Source organism: Hoeflea ulvae, from assembly GCF_026619435.1.
GTDB lineage: Bacteria > Pseudomonadota > Alphaproteobacteria > Rhizobiales > Rhizobiaceae > Hoeflea > Hoeflea ulvae.
Genome location: NZ_JAOVZQ010000001.1, coordinates 2,428,408 through 2,447,593 on the forward strand (window position 1 = coordinate 2,428,408; position 19,186 = coordinate 2,447,593).

Here is a 19,186-nt window from a genome sequence, read left to right on the forward strand (position 1 = left end):
TGAACATTGAGTCAATTCGCAATAGATTTCGACTCAGCAGACCGTGCAGATCCACTGGAAATCAACACCTATGAGCCTGACCATTCATCCCCTCACGGCTCCGTTCTGGCCGGACCTGGAAAGCCTCTTCGGGCCTCAGGGTGCCTGCTATGGCTGCTGGTGCAGCTATTTCCGGCTGGCACCGAAACAGCGCGATGCGCTGGGCCGGGACGACAAGAAACAGCTGCTCAAGGACGCCGCGAGCGATTCCGTGCCGCCCGGGCTGATCGCGTTTGACAGCGGCGTGCCGGTGGGCTGGGTTCAGGTAACGCCACGCGCCCATGTGCCCCGCTGGAACACTGCGCGCACCGTGTCGCGGCCGCTCGATGGCGATGATCCGTCCGATCCGGGGCTGTGGGCGATCTCGTGCCTGTTCGTGCAGTCGAAGCGGCGCGGGCAGGGGCTGAGCCACGCCCTCGTCGCGGCGGCCGTGGCGCATGCGCGTGACAATGGCGCCCGTCTGGTCGAGGCCTGTCCGATCGAACACGCCAAGCAGTCAAGGTCGGTGGGTCTGTTCATCGGGTCTGTGTCGGTCTTCGCCGGGGCCGGCTTCAAGACCGTGGCCGAGCGCAAGAGCGGCCGGCCGCTGATGCGCAAGGCGCTGGCGTGACCGGTGGCACGGGCAGGGCTGCAGCGGTACGGGCGGCGGGTGCTTCAGGCTGCTGCCGGGGTGAAATGCGCCCGGATCAACGCTTCGGCATGAGCCCAGTCATCGGCAATGTCGACACCGTCGCCCGGATGCGGCGCCATTGCCCGGAACGTGTCATTGGCCATCAGGTTGAGCAGAAGCGTGTCGGGCACATGTTCGCGCACCGATTGCAGATTGGTGAATATGTCGTCGACAAACACCACCGGCTGCGTCCGCGCACCGTGCAGGGCCATCACCGCGGGTCCTTTTGCCGCTTCGGTGGCGATCATCGGATAGTCGAAGCCATGCTGCGACAGCAGCCGCCGGCGCACGGCGCGGTGGCGCGGCGGCATCGCGGTGAGAAACACGACATCGGCATGCTCGGCCAGCCGCGCCAGACTGTCGGCGGCCGCGGTGACCGGGGTCTGCCACTGGTCCTGGCTCGTAAAGAACGCCTCCAGCAGCGCCGCCACCTTGTCTTTGCCGGTTTCCACCCCATCTTCGAGGCTGAATACATTCCCATTCAGCCGGAACGAGGTCGGGCGCAGTTCGAAGCCATTGTCGACCAGAAAGGCCTGAAACGGCGTGACGAATTCCAGCACCACCTCGTCGATGTCGCAGACCACCAGCGGCCGGTCGGTGAGCATCAGGTCGTCATGTTCGGCGTCGGGGATCAGCATCATCCGGTCTCCGTCGCCCCGCCAAGCGCATGGAAGGCGCGGGTCACGGTTTCGGGCCGCGTATCGGTGGCGGCGCAAAAGTCCATCAGCGTCGGTTCATGGCTCATCAGGAAGCCGAGCACGCCGGCCAGAAAGCCTGGCTCCTGCGCCGCATCGCGCATATTGCCGGCTTCCAGTCCGGTCAGGGCCAGGAAGCGGCCCATCAGTTCAGGTTCGCCCGCGAGCCAAACCAGCACGGCAATCGCCGTGTCTTCCGCATCTGCCATCGGTTTCGTGCCTCTCCGGGATACCATCAACCATATTCGAAATGTCGGATTACCACTTTTTCAACCTAATGGAACTATGGTGACTGCGTTGACTGGCTTTTCCGGCCGAACAGTCCGCACACCGTATCGGCCGAAAACCGGTATAATCGGCCACCGGCCGCCGGCAACAACAGTATCAGCCGGGCGGTTGTCCGAGCCGGATCGGGGATGGGAACGGATATGACAAAGCAGGTGATGATTGTTGAGGACAATGAACTCAACATGAAACTCTTCCGGGACCTGATCGAAGCGTCAGGTTACAAGACGATCCAGACCCGCAACGGCATGGAAGCGATGGACCTTGCCCGCCAGCACCGTCCGGATCTCATCCTGATGGACATCCAGCTTCCGGAAGTCTCCGGTCTGGAAGTCACCAAATGGCTCAAGCAGGATGACGACCTGCACATGATTCCGGTCATTGCCGTCACCGCATTCGCGATGAAGGGCGATGAGGAGCGCATCCGCCAGGGCGGGTGTGAAGCCTATATTTCAAAACCGATTTCGGTTCCCAAATTCATTGAAACCATCAAGACCTATCTTGGCGATGCTTGAGGCTGGAGTAAGACCATGACCGCACGCATTCTGGTCGTCGATGACATTCCGGCAAATGTGAAGCTGCTCGAAGCCCGGCTCCTGGCCGAGTATTTCGAGGTGCTGACGGCTGCCGACGGAATGACCGCGCTGTCGATCTGCGACCAGACCCCGGTCGACCTGATCCTGCTCGACATCATGATGCCTGGAATCGACGGATTTGAAGTCTGCGAGCGCCTCAAGACCAATCCCCGCACGGCCCATATTCCCGTTGTCATGGTCACGGCACTCGATCAGCCCGCCGACCGGGTGCGCGGTCTCAAGGCCGGCGCCGATGATTTTCTGACCAAGCCGGTCAACGATCTGCAGCTGATGACCAGGGTCAAAAGTCTCATCCGCTTCAAGGCCTTGAGCGATGAACTTCGCCTGCGTGCGGAAACCGCGCGCAACATGGGTCTGGAAGCCCTGCTTGCACCGCACCAGGGCACGCTGGAGGAGCCTGGCCTGGTGTTGCTGGTCGAGGGGCGCGCCAATGCACAGGACCGCATGGCCAGGGCGCTCAGGGGCGTGGCCGAGATCACCGCGATCGGGGATCCCCAGGCGGCGCTGTTTGAAGCGGCTGAAAAACCCTATGAGCTGGTGATCGTCTCCACGGCGCTCGAAGACTATGATCCGCTGCGGCTGTGCTCGCAGATGCGCTCGCTGGAGCGCACCCGCTTCATTCCGATGCTGGTGGTGGCCGAGCAGGGCGAGGACCAACTGGTGATCCGGGCGCTCGAGCTTGGCGTCAATGACTATCTGCTGCGGCCGCTCGATCCCAACGAGCTGGTGGCGCGCAGCATCACCCAGATCCGCCGCAAGCGCTATTCCGACTGTCTGCGGGCCAGCCTGTCGCAGTCGGTCGAATTTGCCGTCACCGACGCGCTGACCGGCCTCAACAACCGCCGCCATCTCGACACCCATCTGGCGACACTGGTCGAGCGCTCCAACCGGCGTGACCGGCCGCTTTCGGTACTGATCACCGACATCGACCATTTCAAGGCCATCAACGACACCCATGGTCATGAGGGTGGCGATGACGTGCTGCGTGAATTTGCCCGCCGGGTGCGTGGCGCCGTGCGCGGTGCCGATCTCGCCTGCCGCTATGGCGGCGAGGAATTCGTGGTGGTGATGCCCGACACGACGCCGGAGATCGCCGCCCAGGTGGCGGAGCGCCTGCGCGATGCCATAGCGGCTGCGCCGTTCAAGATCTCGGCCACCGGCCGCGTTGCCCCGCTGACCACCTCCGTCGGCATCGCCACGCTGGAAAAGGGCGGCGAGGGCGCTGATTCGCTGATGCGGCGCGCCGACAAGGCGCTGTACCAGGCCAAGAACAACGGCCGCAATCGCGTCGTCAGCCAGGCGGCCTGAGCCGCAACGGTTCCTCACAAGCTCCACACGGCCCGCAACCGCGCGGCTGCGCCATTCAGGGCCCTTGCTACAGCTTGTCGGCAGGCCGGCACCAGAACCGTTGCCCTGATCAACCGGACCTGGCCGTGTCATCCTGTGATGCGGGAGGTGCGGCGGCGACAATCTCAAAAATTTCAGACGCTTGAAATGGGTCTCGGTGGTGCTGGTTGAACCATGCACTCATTGTCCATCCGCGTGGGCGGGGATGTGCCGGGCAATGCAACGACGAGTACAGCGGCAGTGACGTGGCCAATGCAGTATGGCGGGGCCGAGATGGCTAAGAAACGATTAAAATGCGCGGCATTATTAACCACATACTTTGACAGTTCATGGTGAGGGTTAAGAAACTATTGATTTATTTTCGGTTTGGGACAATTGTCCACAATGCGTGATGCGTTTTGAGACTGTCACATGCGCAGTCTATAGTTACGCCAGATTAGAGATACCCCATGATGTTCAGGTCCGCCGCATCTCCTGGGTCGTGGGGTGGCCGGTCAAGATCAAGCGCATAGTGGTATCCTCGTTCCACGCCTTTGTCTTGATCGGCCTTTCATGCAAAAAACCCGCTTCCGGAAGGAAGCGGGTTTTTTGTTGAGTGCGTGCAATTCCGCGCAGCAGCGGGAAGGTAAGCCGGATTACTTGATCTTGGCTTCCTTGAATTCAACGTGCTTCTTGGCGACAGGGTCGTACTTTGTCTTGGTCATCTTGTCGGTGAAAGTACGGCTGTTTTTCTTGGTTACGTAGAAAAACCCTGTGTCGGCTGTCGACAGGAGCTTGATCTTGATGGTGGTCGCCTTGGCCATGGTGTCTTGCCTTCTTCAAAAATGAAGCCGCGGACAGCACACAAGGCTCCACGGCGAAACTTGCGCGGAACCTACAAAAGCCGGGCCGAAAGTCAAGCCCGTTTCGGTCCGAGCAGGATACGAAACAGCGTCAGGGCTACATAAAGTGCGAAAAAGAACGCCAGCGCCCAGGCAAAACCGTGATCGCCGGCAACATCCATCGCCACGCCGATGGTCTGCGGGCCGACCAGCATGCCCAGCGCATAGCAAAACACAAAGGCCGCATTGGCAGATGCGAGGTCCGAACCATGCAGCTTGTCGCCCAGATGGGCCAGCCCGACGGTGTAAAGTCCGGCGACACTGCCGCCCCAGAACAACAGGATAACTGCCGACAGGAGCCAGTCATGGATGAGGTAGGGCAGGGCCAGCGAGCCAATCAGCCCGATGATGGCAAAAAGCGACAGCAGCCGCCGTCGGTCGCCGATCTTGTCGGCAATCAGGCCGACCGGGATCTGGAACAGCACATTGCCCAGTCCCATCATCATCAACAGCAGCGCGCCCTGTGATTCGGTGAAGCCGGTGCGGTTGGCATAGACCGGAAACAGCGCCAGTCCGCCCGATTCAACCGCGCCGAAGATGAACACCGCAGCCGTCGCCGTCGGCACCAGAAAGACATAGCGCATGAAGGAATAATTCGGAGCCTCGCCGATCGGCGGGTTCTCCTTGCGCGCCATCAGGATCGGGACCGCCGCCAGCAGGATGACGCCGGAGCCGATCAGGAACGGCAGGATGCCTTCCGACCCGATGATCGAGAAGATCAGCGGCCCGGCTGCAAAGCCGAGCGACAGCACGGTGGCGTAGATGCCCAGAACCAGCCCGCGCCTGGATGGCGGTGCGGCCGTGTTGATCCAGAACTCCGACAGCACGAACAGGATGGTGATGGCGCCGTGAAAGATCACCCGCAGCGGAAACCACATCCACAGCGCTTCGGCATAGTAGAAGCCCAGGGCGCTCACGGCGGCGGCGACGATTGCCAGCACCATCGTGGTCACCACGGTGAACCGCCGGGCAATCACGGTGGTCAGCGGCGCCGCCACGATGGCCGCGACGCCGGCCATGGCCGAATTCAGGCCGATCATCGAGGATGATACGCCGCGTTTTTCCAAAATGATCGACAGCAGCGGCAGGCCGAGCCCGATGGCGATGCCGACTGCGGTGATGGCGGAAATGGCTGCAAACAATGCCGGCCAATGGATCTCCTCGCGTATCGCGGGGGGCTTGCGGATGAGTGATCCATATCGGGTTTGCCTTAAATCATTTCTCGAACAAAGCGTCCGTTGCGAAAATAGTAAAACGGCACAGACCGGCCGAAAAGCAAGGTCGAGTCTTCGTCGAGCGCCTGGACAAGATCCGAGAGAATCACCTTGGTGATCCGCGGCAGCGGATGGCTGTCATGGGCATTGACGGGAATCCATGACAGATCATGCAGTTCGTCGCTGTCGCGAATCCGGGTCGGATCGATCCCCAGTTCGTCGCAGAAACAGGCAAAGAAGCGCGTGTCGAATCGCCGCGACTGTCCAGGCGGCGTGATGGCGCGGGCGAGGTAACGGAAATGCGACACATCGGGACGCAGGGCGCCGCCATATTCGGGCGGCGTCAGCGAAAGATGGGCTTCCTCCTGCATTTCACGCGCAGCTGCCACGGCCAGCCCGCGCGCGGCGTAGCGATGGAACCGGGCGGCGGTGCGCTGCATCAGCTTGTCGGCAACTTCCTCGCGCAAGGGCTGGGCCAGCGGGGTCTTGTTGTCGCCGGGATCGCGCCTGCCGCCGGGAAAGACATAAAGATCGGGCATGAAGGCATGACGCTTGCCGCGCTTTCCCAGTAGCGCGCGCGGCACATCGCTGCTTCTGTCCAGCAGGACGAGCGAAGCCGCATCCCGCGGGACGCGCGGCGGATGACGCTGATCGCTGATCCTGGCCAGATGATCCTCGGTCAGAAGATCGATATTGGAAGCAGCGCTGCCATTCATCGCGCATCCTCGTGAGCAGGCTCGGCGAGCATGGGTTCTTCCGCTTCGCCGCTGAAGCCATGCATGCGCAAGGCCCATTGCAGTCCGATCACGCCGCCCTTGAGCGGCTGCAGCAGCACCAGTGTGAGCAGAATGGTGATGGGGATCCAGATCAGCAGATGCTGCCAGCTTTCAAGCACCAGCCATGTATCGGTCGCCATGAAGCCGGCGACAACGATGTGGCCGACAACGAAGATCGCCAGATAGGCGGGAAAGTCATCGGCCCGATGGTGGCTCATTTCCTCGCCGCAGGCAGCGCAGGCATCGACCGGCTTGAGGTAGGCCCTGAACAGCTTGCCTTCGCCGCAATGGGGGCAGCGGCCGAGCAGGCCGCGCTTGATCGCGCTCCAGGTGCTGCGTGGTTCGGCCTGTGCCGGGTTCGGGGTGTTGTTGCCGCCAAGTTCGAGCATGGCTCATCTCCTGAGTTCGATGGGCGTCGTAACGCCTTGTGTTGACGTGCACGGCGGGCTGTCTCAGCGCCGTCCGCGCGCCGGCCGTGTTCCGGGCTTTTTCGGCCCGCCCCGGCGCGCCCGGCCCGACTTGTGGAACGAGCGGGTGCCGGTGGGCATCTTGTGTCCCTCGCTGAGCATCTCGAATCGCATCGAGCCCGCCAGCGGGATCACTTCGACGATCTTGATCTCCACCTCGTCGCCGAGCCTGTAGCCAAGCCCGGTCTTCTCCCCCGTCAGTGCCTGATGAGCCTCATCATGATGATAATAGTCAAGCCCAAGTGTGGAAACCGGGACGAGATCCGTCTGCGCCAAATTGAGGCAGGCTGATGAACAGGCCCGTCTTGGTCACGCCGGAAATCCGGCCGGTAAAGGCTTCGCCAATGCGGCTGGCCAAGTGATGGGCAACCAGCCGGTCCACCGTGTCGCGCTCGGCCGCCATGGCGCGGCGCTCGGTGACGGAAATCTCCGCGGCAATGTTTTCGAGCCCCGCCTCTTGCTCCGGTGTGATGCCGCCTTCGCCAAGCCCGAGCGATCCGACCAGCGCGCGATGCACGATCAGATCTGCATAGCGCCGGATCGGCGAGGTGAAATGGGCGTATTTCATCAGGTTGAGGCCGAAATGGCCGATATTCTCCGGCGAATAGATCGCCTGGCTCTGGCTGCGCAGCACCATCTCGTTGACCATGCCCTGATAGGGCTCGCCCGAGGCCTTGGCGAGAATGCCGTTGAAGGCGCTGGCCCGCACCGCCGCGCCACGCGCCAGCGACAGGCCGAGCGTGCCGAGAAACTCGCGCAGCACTTCCTGCTTGGCCAGCGACGGCTGGTCGTGAACCCGGAAGATCAGGGGCTGCTTGCGTTTTTCCAGCGTCTCCGCCGCGGCCACATTGGCCTGGATCATGAATTCCTCGATCAGCCTGTGCGCATCGAGTCGTTCCGGCACGATCACCTTGTCGACCTTGCCTTCGGGCGTCAGCAGAATCTTGCGTTCCGGCATGTCGAGATCGAGCGGCTGGCGTCGGTTGCGCTCGCGCTTGAGCACCTCGTAGGCGGCCCATAGCGGCTTCAGGACAGGCTCGAGCAGCGGCCCGGACTTGTCGTCGGGGTTGCCGTCGATTGCCGCCTGCGCCTGCTGATAGGACAGTTTGGCGGCACTCTTGATCATCACCCGGTGAAACTTGTGGCCGACCTTGCGGCCTTCACTGGAAAACACCATGCGCAGCGCCAGAGCCGGGCGGTCTTCGCCTTCGCGCAGCGAACACAGATCGTTGGAGATCCGCTCCGGCAGCATCGGCACGACGCGATCGGGAAAATAGGCCGAGTTGCCGCGCTTGAGCGCTTCGCGGTCGAGCGGTGAGCCGGTGCGCACATACCAGGACACATCGGCAATCGCCACGGTGGCGATGACGCCGCCGGGATTGTCGGGCGAGGGGTCCGCTTCGGCATAGACCGCGTCGTCATGGTCCTTGGCGTCATGCGGGTCGATGGTGATGAGCGGGATGTGGCGCCAGTCCTCGCGGCCCGAGAGCGGCGCCGGCTTGGCGTTTTCGGCGGCCTCGATCACCTCTGCGGGAAACACATGCGGGATGCCGTGGGCATGGATGGCGATCATCGAGATCGCCTTTTCTCCCTCGACCGATCCCAGAACGGCATGAACCTTGGCGCGCGGCAGTCCCATGCGGCCGAGCTTGATCGATTCCACCTCGACCAGATCTCCGTCCCCGGCATTGCCGGCGGAGTCGGCGTCGATGGCGAATTCCTCGCCGCGGCGTTCGATCGGCAACAGCCGGCCGCCGCCATCGGGCAGGGCACGAAAGACGCCCAGAACCAGGCCTTCGCGCCGGTCGAGCACTTTCATGATACGGGCTGAATAGGTGGTCTTGGCGCCATGCGTCGTTGCAAAGATCCGCGCCAGAACCCGGTCGCCGATGCCGGCGGCCGTCGACGGCGCGCGCGACTTGCTGCGGTCGCGGCCGGCATTGGACTGGCGTATGGTGACAGGCGGTGCCTCGCCATGATCCTCGAGCCACTCCGCAGGCCGGGCGATCAGGTCGCCATCGGAATTGCGCAGGGCGATTTCCAGCACCGCGACTGCCGGCAGGGTGCCGGGCCGCCGCAGCATTTTCCGGTCACGCTCGATCATTCCCTCTTCCTCGAGGTCGCGGAGCATGTCCTTCAACTCGGCCCCGGTGTCGCCTTTGAGGCCAAAGGCCTTGGCGATGTCGCGCTTGGAGGCGCGATCAGGATTTTCGCTGAGAAACCGCAGGATGGTGTCCCTGTCGGGCATGTCGCCGCGGCGAAACGCCGGGCGCGCCTCTGCAGTCTTCTCGTCGGTCTTTCCGGGTTTCGGTTTGGCAGTTCCCGGTTTGCGGGGAGGATGTCCCAATGTCAGTCCTTCTTCGCCTTCGCGGCGGCTGGTTTCTTGGCTTTGGCTTTCGGTTTCGCCTTGGCCTTCGGCTTGGCGGCCTTCTTGGCCGGCGCCTTGGTTTTCTTGCCCGATGCAGCGGCCTTGGCGGTGATCATTTCAAGCGCTTCCTCAAGCGTCACCTCGGTGGGAACCTTGTCCTTGGGCAGCGTCGCATTGATCTTGGCCCAGTTGACATAGGGGCCATATTTGCCGTCGCGGACGGTCACCGGTCCGCCATCGGGATGCTCGCCCAGCGCCTTGAGCGCCGCTGGCGTGCCGCGCCCGCGGCCGGGACCCTTGGCCACCTTTTCGGCAATCACGGTGACGGCGCGGTTGAGGCCGATGGAGAATACCTCCTCGACGCTTTCGAGATTGGCATAGGTTCCGTCATGCAGCACGAAGGGACCGTAGCGGCCCAGTCCGGCCGAGATCATCTTGCCCGATTCCGGATGCTGGCCGACATCGCGCGGCAGGCTCAATAGCGCAAGTGCCTTTTCATGGTCGATCGAATCGACCGCCCAGCCCTTGGGCAGGCTTGAGCGCTTGGCTTCCTTGCCTTCGCCGCGCTGCACATAGGGGCCGAAGCGGCCGGTGCGCAGCGTGATCGGTTCCTCGGTATAGGGATCCTTGCCCAGATCCTTGGGCTCATTGGACAGCGCCGCATCGCCTTCGGCATTCTGGTCGTTGGACAGTTGCCGGGTGAAGCTGCAGTCGGGATAGTTCGAACAGCCGACAAAGGCGCCGTACTTGCCCAGCTTCAGCGACAGGTTGCCGGTGCCGCAGGTCGGGCATATCCGCGGGTTGGAGCCATCTTCGCGCACAGGGAACACCAGCGGCGCCAGCGCCTCGTTGAGGGCGTCGAGCACCTGGGTGACACGCAGTTCCTTGGTGTCGTCGATATGGGCGTGGAACTCGGTCCAGAATTCCCGCAGCACATCCTTCCAGGCCAGTTCGCCCGCCGAAATCCGGTCGAGCTTTTCCTCGAGATCGGCGGTGAAGCCGAATTCGACATAGCGGTTGAAGAAGTTTTCCAGAAAGGCGATGACCAGCCGGCCCTTGGGCTCGGGCGTCAGCCGGCGCTTGTCGATCGTCACATATTCACGGTCGCGCAGCGTTGCCAGCGTCGAGGCATAGGTCGAGGGCCGGCCGATGCCGAGTTCTTCCATCTTCTTGATCAGCGAGGCTTCGGAATAGCGCGGCGGTGGCTCGGTGAAGTGCTGGGTGGCGTTGATCTTGTCCTTGGCCAGCGCTTCCTTCGCGTTGATCTCGGGCAGGCGTGCATCATCATCATCGTCGCCATCGGACTGTTCGCCGTCCTCCTTGGCATCGGTATAGGCGGCGATGAAACCGTCGAAGCGGACAACCGAACCGGTGGCGCGCAGGCCGGCGGTCTTGCCGTCCTTGGTGGCGGTGATGTCGACCGTGGTGCGTTCGATCTCGGCCGAGGCCATCTGGCTGGCAGTGGCGCGTTTCCAGATCAGGTCATAGAGCTTGAGCTGGTCGGCATCGAGATAGCGCTTGATGTCGTCGGGCGCACGCTCGAAGCCGGTCGGGCGGACGGCTTCGTGGGCCTCTTGCGCATTCTTGGCCTTGGTCGTGTAAAGGCGCGGCTTTTCCGGGCAATAGCGCTCGCCGAAGCGGGCGGTGATGGCGGCCCCGGCTTCCTCAATCGCCTCGGGCGCCATCTGCACGCCGTCGGTTCGCATATAGGTGATCAGACCGACGGTCTCACCGCCGATATCGATGCCTTCATAGAGCTTCTGTGCCACCTGCATGGTCCGCGAGGCGTTGAAGCCGAGCTTCGAGGAGGCCGCCTGCTGCAAGGTCGAGGTGGTAAAGGGCGGCGACGGATTGCGCCGGGTCGGCTTGGCCTCGACGCTGTCGGCGACAAAGGACGCGCCTTCGAGCATGTCCTTGATGTTTTCGGCCAGATCACCATTGGTGACCGACATCTTGGTCATCTTCTCGCCGTCATGGGCGGTGAGACGTGCTGTGAAGCCTTCGCCGCGCGGGGTCTTCAGCTCGGCCGAGATCTGCCAGTATTCTTCGGAATTGAACCGCTCGATTTCGCTTTCGCGGTCGCAGACCAGCCGCAATGCGACGGACTGGACGCGTCCTGCCGAACGGGCGCCCGGCAGCTTGCGCCACAACACCGGCGAAAGATTGAAGCCGACCAGATAGTCGAGCGCCCGGCGCGCCAGATAGGCGTCGACCAGCGGCGTGTCGATCTCTCGCGGATTGGCCATCGCGTCGAGGACGGATTTCTTGGTGATCGCGTTGAAGACGACGCGCGAGACCTTCTTGTCCTTGAGCGCCTTCTTCTTGTTGAGAACTTCCAGCACGTGCCAGGAGATGGCTTCGCCTTCGCGATCCGGGTCAGTTGCCAGAATGAGGGAGTCGGCGCCCTTGAGCGCTTCGGTGATGTCCTTGAGGCGCTTGTTGGAGGCGGTGTCGACCTCCCACTTCATCTCGAAATCCTCATCGGGAAGCACCGAGCCATCTTTGGCCGGCAGGTCGCGCACGTGTCCGAACGACGCCAGCACCGTGTACTCGTTTCCGAGGTATTTGTTGATGGTTTTTGCCTTCGCAGGCGATTCGACTACCACTACATTCATAAGATTGCTCGCATTCGGCCATGGAATTCGGCATGCCGCGCGAATTCGCACCGTACCGATTTGGCCCACGAAATGTACATCGAATGCGGCGCGGTCAAGCCCAACTTCCCGATTCCTGCCTTTTCTCGCCTGAATACAACCAACGCGTGCTTACAACTGTATTGCAATTAGAGATAATTGAGCTATCGTATTTCAAGGATCTGTTCGACCGCGTGCTGCGCGCGGTTGTGTGTTCGGACACAAGGAAGCCGCAATGCCGACCCGCCCCCCACATGGATCATGGGCGAACGCCCAGAGCCAGCAGAACATAGCCTATATCCGGCAGATGCTGGCCGAACTGCGCAGCGTCGCCGAGAGCGAGAAGGCCGACATGCTGTGCTATCTGATCGAGATGGCCTATCTGGAGGCCGACGATGTGCTGGCAGGACTGCGGTCTCTCGATGTTGCCAGGAAATCGAACTAGGGCCGGCCAGGTTGCGGCGCCGGATTCAATCCTCGTCAAATGACAAGGACACCATTCCGCCGGGGTGACGATGCAGGCGTCCCGCCAAATCCAGTTCCAGAAGCACCAGATAGACCGTCGCCGCCGCAACGCCGGTATGGCGGATGATGTCGTCGATCTCCGCGGGCGAGGGCCCCAGCGCCTCGATCACACGGGCGCGGTCGTCGTCACCGGGCTCGTCAAACGGCGTGCCGTCCCCGGTGCCGGGCTCTTCCATCACCGGGTCGTCATCTCCAAACACTCGGCTTGACGGCGCCAGCGCCTCGATCACGTCATTGCTTTCAGTGGTCACGATCGCGCCTTCCTTGAGGAGACCATTGGTGCCTGCCGCTCTTGGATCGAGCGGTGAGCCGGGAATGGCAAAGACCAGCCGGCCGAAATCGGCCGCGCGCCGCGCCGTGATCAGCGAGCCGGAGCGGTGCGCCGCCTCGATCACCACCAGGCCAAGGCCGACGCCGGCGATCAGCCGGTTGCGCCGCGGAAAATCCCGGGCGCGGGGCTCCCATCCCATCGGCATTTCACTGATCGCCAGTCCCTGGCCGGCGCAGATTTCGCGGAAGAGGTCGAGGTTTTCGGGCGGGTAGGGCTGGTCGAGGCCACCAGCCAGCGCGGCGATGGTTCCTGTCTCTAGGCTTGCCCGGTGCGCCGCCGCGTCGATGCCGCGCGCCATGCCCGAGATGATTGTGTATCCGGCAGCACCAAGTTCACGCGCCATCCGCGCGGCCATTTTCGCGCCTGACACCGATGCATTGCGGGCGCCGACGATACCGACCGAGACCTGTGTCGCCAATGCCAGGTCGCCGATCGCCGAGAGCAGCGGCGGCGCGCCGTCGATCCGCCGCAACGCGGGTGGGTAGTCCGGCTCGCCGATCCCGATGAAGACAGCGCCGAATTTCTGCGCGGCTTCCAGTTCGCGCTCGGCATCATCGATGCTGGCCACCCGGATCGCCCGCGCCGAACCGCCGCGCCGCGACAGGTCCGGCAGATGCTCGATTGCCGTTTCCGCCGAGCCGAAATGGTTGATCAGGTCGCGAAAGGTCGCCGGGCCGACATTGTCGGAGCGGATCAGCCGCAGCCAGGAAAGGCGCTGGCGATCAGAAAGGGCGACACCGCGCCTTCCGTCATCGCCCGGCGGCATCAGCCCTTGTCCCCGATGCGGCTCTCTGTTCCTGCCAGCAGCCGCCGGATGTTCTGATGGTGCTTGAGAAAGGTGATCAGCGACATGATCATGAACAGCGACGCCACTTCCGGCTGCCCGTAGATATAAAGTGCGACGGGCACCACCAGGGCTGCGGCCAGTGCCGCCAGCGAGGAATAGCGGAACAGCTTGGCCATGCCGAGCCAGACTGCGGCAAAGACCAGCACGATCACCGGCGCCAGCCCCAGCAGCACGCCCAGATAGGTCGCCACGCCCTTGCCGCCCTTGAATTTCAGCCAGACCGGGTAGAGATGACCCAGAAACGCGCCCAGGCCGGCAATCAGCGCCGCTTCCATGCCGATCACCTGGCGTGCGACGACAACCGCCACCGTCCCCTTCAGGGCATCGGCCAGCAGGGTCAGGGCCGCGAGCTTCCTGTTGCCGGTGCGCAGCACATTGGTCGCGCCGATATTGCCCGACCCGATGGTCCGCAGATCGCCAAGCCCGGCCTTGCTGGTCAGGATCAGGCCGAACGGGATCGAGCCGCAAAGATAGCCGAACAGCAGCGCGCCGAGCATCACCTGGGTGGAAAGCGACCAATGGATCAAGTCGGGCACGTCGAAACTTCTCCCCAAAACCATGTTCTGACAGGCCGCAAGCGGCGGTCAGGCGCGATGAACAGTGACACCTGCAACCAGCGTTTGCAACACTTTGCCGGTAAACCGGGCATCCTCGAAAGCGCTGTTCTTGGACTTCGAGACGATATCGTCCTTTGACAGCACCCAGGGATATTCCGGATCGATCAGCGCGATATCGGCGCGGGCGCCGGGCGCCAGCGTTCCCGCATCCAGTCCGAGAATCTGCGCCGGACGGGTCGACATCGCGTCGACCAGGCGCATCAGCGGCACATCGCCGGCATGATAGAGCCGCAGCGCTGCCGCCAGCAGTGTTTCCAGCCCGATCGCGCCGTTCTCGGCATCTGCAAATGGCAGCCGCTTGGTGTCGACGTCCTGCGGATCGTGCGCCGAAACGATGATGTCGATCGCGCCGTCGGCCAGTGCCGCCGTCATGGCGCGCCGGTCATCCTCCGTGCGAAGCGGCGGCGACAGCCGGAAGAAGGTGCGGTACTCGCCGATGTCGGTCTCGTTCAGCGTCAGGTGATTGATGCAGATCCCGGCGGTCACCTTGAGCCCGCGGGCCTTGGCGGCGCGGATCACATCGGCGGATTCGGGCACCGAAATGCTCATGGCGTGATAGCGGACGCCGGTCAGCGCCGCCAGACGCAGGTCGCGTTCGAGCGGAATGATCTCGGCTTCGCGCGGCACGCCGGGAAGCCCCAGCCAGCTGGCGAAAAGCCCCTCGTTCATCACCCCGGTTGCGCCCAGTTGCCGGTCCTGCGTCGCCACCGCGATCACGGTTCCGAAATCGCGCGCATAGGTCATGGCGCGCCGCATCACTGCCGGATTGTCGACCGTGTGCCGCCCGTTGCTCAGCCAGACGGCTCCGGCTTCGAGCAGCAGGCCGAATTCGGTCATTTCCTCGCCCTTGAGCCCCTTGGTCAGGGCCGCGGCCGGATAGACATTGACGACCGCTTCGTCGCGCGCCAGCCGCTGGACGAAATCGACCAGCGCCACGTCGTCGATCACCGGGTCGGTGTCGGGCATCATCACGATCGATGTGACGCCGCCACGCGCCGCAGCGCGGCTGGCCGAGGCGATGGTCTCGCGATGCTCGGCGCCGGGTTCGCCAATATGAACGCAGGCGTCGACCAGGCCGGGAATGGCAATCAGCCCGCTGCAGTCCTCGATCTCGCAACCGGGTGGCGTGGCAAAGCCCACGGAACTGGCGCCGATGGCTGAAATCCTGCCGTCGACAACCACAATGTCGCCGATCTCGTCCAGATTCCGGGACGGATCGACAATTCGCACATTGGTCAGACGCCGCGGCTTCATGGCTCGGTCCCCTGTGGCAGCATCAGCGTTTCCATCACCGCCATGCGCACGGCAACCCCCATCTCGACCTGAAGTTCGATGACGCTTTGCGGCCCGTCGGCAATGTCGGAAGCGATCTCGACACCACGGTTCATCGGGCCGGGATGCATCACCAGCGCGTCGTCCTTGGCAAATCGGAGCTTTTCGGCGTCCAGCCCGTAGTAACGGAAATACTCGCGCACCGAGGGCACGAAGGAGCCGGCCATGCGCTCGCGCTGCAGCCTGAGCATCATCACCACGTCGGCATCCTTGAGCCCGTCTTCCATCCGCTGGAACACTTCCACGCCCATATTTTCAATGCCGGACGGCAGCAGGGTCGAGGGCGCGACGACACGGACCCGCGCACCCAGCGCATTGAGGATCAGGATGTTCGAGCGCGCCACGCGCGAATGCAGCACGTCGCCGCAGATGGTCACGATCAGCCGCCCGACCTTGCCCTTGCTGCGGCGGATGGTCAGCGCGTCGAGCAGCGCCTGGGTCGGGTGCTCATGCGCGCCGTCGCCGGCATTGATCACCGGGCAGCCGACTTTCTGCGACAACAGCGCCACCGCACCGGCTGACGAATGCCGCACCACCAGAACATCCGGGTGCATGGCGTTGAGCGTCATCGCCGTGTCGACCAGGGTTTCGCCCTTTTTGACACTGGAATTGGCCACCGACATGTTCATCACATCGGCGCCCAGGCGCTTGCCGGCCAGCTCGAAGGAGGCCTGCGTCCGGGTCGAGGCTTCAAAAAACAGGTTGATCTGGGTGAGACCGCGCAGCGTCGAGGTCTTTTTCTCGCGCCGGCGGGATATTTTCACCGCCTCGTCGGCCCGATCGAGCAAATAGTGGATGTCTTGCTCCGAAAGCCCCTTGATTCCGAGCAGGTGGCGGTGCGGAAATGACATCAGGCGTCCCATGGGGTTGAGGTCTTGCTGGGTCTATAGAAAGGTTCCGGGGCAGGGGCAAGCGTGGCAACACGCAAATAGTGCAATGTCCCCATGCAATACGGCGCGAATCCCTGTATGCGAGGTTTCATGAGCCCGATCCAAGCCTTTGGCCAGCAGGCCGACAATCAAAGTCCGTTCTTTTCCGGGCACAATGCCTATCGTTCTGATCCTTTGCTGAAGGACATCGCGGCCGACATGCCGCGTGCGCTTCGCGATGATTTCGAAACCGTCGGCAAGTTCGTGGCCTCCTCGGAGGCGCAGGACCTGGCCCGCATTGCCAACCGCGCGGTGCCCGAACTCAGGACCCATGACGGGCAGGGCAATCGCATCGACCAGGTCGATTTCCATCCCAGCTGGCATGCCCTGATGCGCCGTGGCGTTGCCACCGGTCTGCAGGGCTCGGTCTGGGAAGGCCGCCGCGAGGAAGCGGGCCTTGCCCACCAGGCCCGCGCCATCCGGTTCTACCTCACAGCCGGTCTGGAATGCGGACATCTGTGTCCGCTGACCATGACCAATGCCTCGATCGCCGCCATCATGGCCTCGCCGCGTATCGAGAAGGCCTGGGCGCCGCAGGTGGTGTCGCGCCGCTATGATGGCAGCCATCGTCCGGCCATGCAGAAATCCGGTGTGACCATCGGCATGGGCATGACCGAAAAACAGGGCGGAACCGATGTCCGCGCCAACCAGAGCACGGCGACCCGCGCCGGCGAGGGCGTCTACAGGCTGTCGGGACACAAATGGTTCCTGTCCGCGCCGATGTCGGACGGTTTTGTCATGCTGGCCCGGACCGGCAGCGAGAACAGCGGCGAACTGAGCTGTTTTCTGGTGCCCCGGATCCTCGAGGATGGCAATCTCAACGGATTGCGGCTGCAGAGGTTGAAAGACAAGCTCGGCAACCGGTCCAATGCGTCCTCCGAGGTCGAGTTCACCGACACATTCGGCTTCCTGCTGGGCGGCGAAGGCGAGGGCGTGCGCACCATTCTGGACATGGTGACGCTGACCCGGCTCGACTGCGCGCTGGCGTCCGCCGGCATGATGCGCGCCAGCCTGGCAGAGGCGGTGCATCATTGCCGTCACCGGCGGGTCTTTGGTCAGTTGCTGATCGACCAGCCCCTGATGATCCGGGTCCTGGCCGATCTGGCGCTGGAGGTTGCGGCAGCGACGGCGCTGTCGCTGCGGCTGGCTCGCGCCTTCGACATGGCCCGGGACAATCCCGCCGAGGCGGCGATCGCCCGGCTGCTGACGCCGGTGGTCAAATACTGGGTCTGCAAGATCGCGCCTTCGGTCATCTATGAGGTGATGGAATGCATGGGCGGCAATGGTTATGTCGAGGAACGCGCCGTCGCCCGGCACTACCGCGAGGCTCCGGTCAATGCGATCTGGGAAGGCTCGGGCAATGTCATGGCGCTGGATGTGCTGCGGGTCCTGACCCGTGGCCGTGAACTGTGCGAAGTGGCGCTCGACAGCATCAACACCGATCTCGGCGCGGCCGGGCCGCGCACCGTCGATGTGCTCAGGGCCTGCATGGCCGTGGCCGAACGGGACGAGGGCGCCGCACGGCTTCTTACCGAACAGTTCGCGCTGGCTGCGGCGGCGGCCGAGCTGACCCGGCTCGGCGCCGGCCATGTCGCCGAAGCCTTTGTCGAAACCCGGCTTGGCGGCGCCTGGCGGTCGACCTACGGCATGCTGGATGCCCGCTTCGACGGCCGCCAGATCATCGACATGCTCTATCCGCCGGCGATCTGATCAACGCACCACATCACCGCCGGAATGGTGATGAAGGACAAGACGGTCTGCACCGTGGCGACGGCGGCATAAAGCGGCGCGTCGCCGCCCATCTGGCGCGCCAGCAGGTAGCCGTTCATCGCTGTCGGCACCGAAGCGCAGAGTGCGACGATCATCAGCGGCTCGCCGCTCAGGCCGAAGGCCAGCGCCAGCCCGATCATGATCATCGGAAACACGACCAGCTTGAGCAGGGTCGGCGCCAGCACGGCGGGGCCGGGGCGAATGGCGTCATTGAGTTTGAGCCCGGCGCCGACCATCAGCAGACCGAGGCCGAGTGAAGACCGCGCGATCAGATCGATCGCCAGTTCCACCGGTTGATAGATGTCGAAGGGCAGGGCGTTGGCCACCAGGCCGGCGACGCAGCCCAGGATCAGCGGATTGCCGGCAATGCGCTTGACCAGGGTCGCCAGGCTGCGGCCGCCGGTGCCGTACCAGACCAGCACTATCACATTGATGAAATTGAGCGGGATCATGATCACCGCCATCACCAGCGCCACCAGCGCCAGCCCGGCCGGTCCGGAAAGCTTTTCGGCGATCGCCAGCGCAATGAAGGCGTTCCACCGCGACGAGGTCTGAAACAGGGTCGTATAGCTCGCATCCGACATGCCGCGCACACGCGCCAGCGGATGCAGCGCGAGCAGAAGCGCAGTCATGACGCCGACCGCAATCAGCGCCACCAGCGAGACCGTGCCGAGCTCGGTGCTGGAAAAATCGGCCTTTGCCAGGGTCAGGAACAGCAGCGACGGAAACAGCACATAATAGCCCACGGTCTCCAGTCCGGGCCAGAGGCTCTGGTCGATGAACCGTGCATGGCGCAACGCCGCGCCCAGGAGAACGATCAGGAAAATCGGCAGAATGCTTTCAAATATCAGGGACATCGGTCTC

General features: G+C 63.3%; 17 protein-coding genes and 1 pseudogene. 5 read left to right on the top strand and 13 right to left on the bottom strand.

Annotated features, from left to right (window positions below; translation table 11 throughout):
• The first annotated feature begins 70 nt into the window (after positions 1–70).
• Entirely contained in the window at positions 71–649 is a 579-nt protein-coding gene (locus OEG82_RS11500; RefSeq protein ID WP_267612588.1) for a GNAT family N-acetyltransferase, read from the top strand.
• 44 nt (positions 650–693) lie between these two features.
• Here OEG82_RS11500 and OEG82_RS11505 read toward each other — a convergent pair whose 3' ends face one another.
• Positions 694–1,350 carry a hypothetical protein gene (locus tag OEG82_RS11505; RefSeq protein ID WP_267612589.1) on the bottom strand — a complete coding sequence of 219 codons (657 nt, stop codon included), beginning with the start codon at positions 1,348–1,350 and terminating at the stop codon, positions 694–696.
• The gene (locus OEG82_RS11510) at positions 1,347–1,613 is read right to left on the bottom strand and encodes a DUF3572 domain-containing protein (RefSeq protein WP_267612590.1); all 267 of its coding nucleotides are present in this window, start codon (positions 1,611–1,613) and stop codon (positions 1,347–1,349) included. The genes OEG82_RS11505 and OEG82_RS11510 overlap by 4 nt, the downstream gene beginning before the upstream one ends.
• Positions 1,614–1,832: 219 nt before the next feature.
• Here OEG82_RS11510 and OEG82_RS11515 point away from each other — a divergent pair, with 219 nt between their 5' ends.
• On the top strand, positions 1,833–2,204 hold the full coding sequence (locus tag OEG82_RS11515; RefSeq protein WP_047030330.1) for a response regulator: 372 nt from the start codon (positions 1,833–1,835) through the stop codon (positions 2,202–2,204).
• A 15-nt stretch (positions 2,205–2,219) separates the two neighbouring features.
• Positions 2,220–3,593, top strand: coding sequence for a PleD family two-component system response regulator (locus OEG82_RS11520; RefSeq protein ID WP_267612591.1), 1,374 nt, complete (start codon positions 2,220–2,222; stop codon positions 3,591–3,593).
• A 674-nt stretch (positions 3,594–4,267) separates the two neighbouring features.
• Here OEG82_RS11520 and rpmG read toward each other — a convergent pair.
• From rpmG to topA, 6 genes and pseudogenes are all read right to left on the bottom strand, one after another.
• A complete protein-coding gene (gene rpmG, locus OEG82_RS11525) occupies positions 4,268–4,435 on the bottom strand; it encodes a 50S ribosomal protein L33 (RefSeq protein ID WP_047030328.1) in 168 nt (55 codons plus the stop codon).
• Positions 4,436–4,527: 92 nt separating this feature from the next.
• Complete coding sequence (locus tag OEG82_RS11530; protein ID WP_267614931.1) at positions 4,528–5,700, bottom strand: MFS transporter; 1,173 nt, start codon at positions 5,698–5,700, stop codon at positions 4,528–4,530.
• Positions 5,701–5,723: 23 nt separating this feature from the next.
• Positions 5,724–6,443 carry an NUDIX hydrolase gene (locus tag OEG82_RS11535; protein ID WP_267612592.1) on the bottom strand — a complete coding sequence of 240 codons (720 nt, stop codon included), beginning with the start codon at positions 6,441–6,443 and terminating at the stop codon, positions 5,724–5,726.
• Positions 6,440–6,892, bottom strand: a complete 453-nt coding sequence (locus OEG82_RS11540) for a DUF983 domain-containing protein (RefSeq protein WP_267612593.1) — start codon at positions 6,890–6,892, stop codon at positions 6,440–6,442. Before OEG82_RS11540 ends, OEG82_RS11535 begins: the two co-directional genes overlap by 4 nt.
• A gap of 63 nt (positions 6,893–6,955) precedes the next feature.
• Positions 6,956–9,218 (bottom strand): annotated as a pseudogene (gene rnr / locus OEG82_RS11545) (ribonuclease R).
• Between the two features lie 101 nt (positions 9,219–9,319).
• On the bottom strand, positions 9,320–11,953 hold the full coding sequence (gene topA / locus OEG82_RS11550) for a type I DNA topoisomerase (protein ID WP_267612594.1): 2,634 nt from the start codon (positions 11,951–11,953) through the stop codon (positions 9,320–9,322).
• A 253-nt stretch (positions 11,954–12,206) separates the two neighbouring features.
• Between topA and OEG82_RS11555 the strand changes: the two genes are divergently transcribed.
• On the top strand, positions 12,207–12,416 hold the full coding sequence (locus tag OEG82_RS11555; protein ID WP_267612595.1) for a hypothetical protein: 210 nt from the start codon (positions 12,207–12,209) through the stop codon (positions 12,414–12,416).
• Positions 12,417–12,441: 25 nt separating this feature from the next.
• On the opposite strand, the gene dprA is transcribed toward OEG82_RS11555, so the two are convergent.
• The 4 genes from dprA to OEG82_RS11575 all read right to left on the bottom strand — a co-directional run bounded on the left by dprA (position 12,442) and on the right by OEG82_RS11575 (position 16,477).
• Complete coding sequence (dprA, locus tag OEG82_RS11560; protein ID WP_267612596.1) at positions 12,442–13,593, bottom strand: DNA-processing protein DprA; 1,152 nt, start codon at positions 13,591–13,593, stop codon at positions 12,442–12,444.
• Positions 13,593–14,171, bottom strand: a complete 579-nt coding sequence (plsY, locus tag OEG82_RS11565) for a glycerol-3-phosphate 1-O-acyltransferase PlsY (RefSeq protein WP_267614932.1) — start codon at positions 14,169–14,171, stop codon at positions 13,593–13,595. Before plsY ends, dprA begins: the two co-directional genes overlap by 1 nt.
• An 87-nt stretch (positions 14,172–14,258) precedes the next feature.
• Entirely contained in the window at positions 14,259–15,545 is a 1,287-nt protein-coding gene (locus OEG82_RS11570) for a dihydroorotase (protein ID WP_267612597.1), read from the bottom strand.
• Complete coding sequence (locus OEG82_RS11575) at positions 15,542–16,477, bottom strand: aspartate carbamoyltransferase catalytic subunit (protein ID WP_267614933.1); 936 nt, start codon at positions 16,475–16,477, stop codon at positions 15,542–15,544. The genes OEG82_RS11570 and OEG82_RS11575 overlap by 4 nt, the downstream gene beginning before the upstream one ends.
• Positions 16,478–16,603: 126 nt before the next feature.
• Here OEG82_RS11575 and OEG82_RS11580 point away from each other — a divergent pair, with 126 nt between their 5' ends.
• Positions 16,604–18,262 (top strand): acyl-CoA dehydrogenase family protein, encoded by a 1,659-nt coding sequence (locus OEG82_RS11580; protein WP_267612598.1) that lies wholly within the window; start codon positions 16,604–16,606, stop codon positions 18,260–18,262.
• Here OEG82_RS11580 and OEG82_RS11585 read toward each other — a convergent pair.
• Positions 18,244–19,179, bottom strand: a complete 936-nt coding sequence (locus tag OEG82_RS11585; protein WP_267612599.1) for an AEC family transporter — start codon at positions 19,177–19,179, stop codon at positions 18,244–18,246. The genes OEG82_RS11580 and OEG82_RS11585 overlap by 19 nt on opposite strands.
• Between the last annotated feature and the right edge of the window lie 7 nt (positions 19,180–19,186).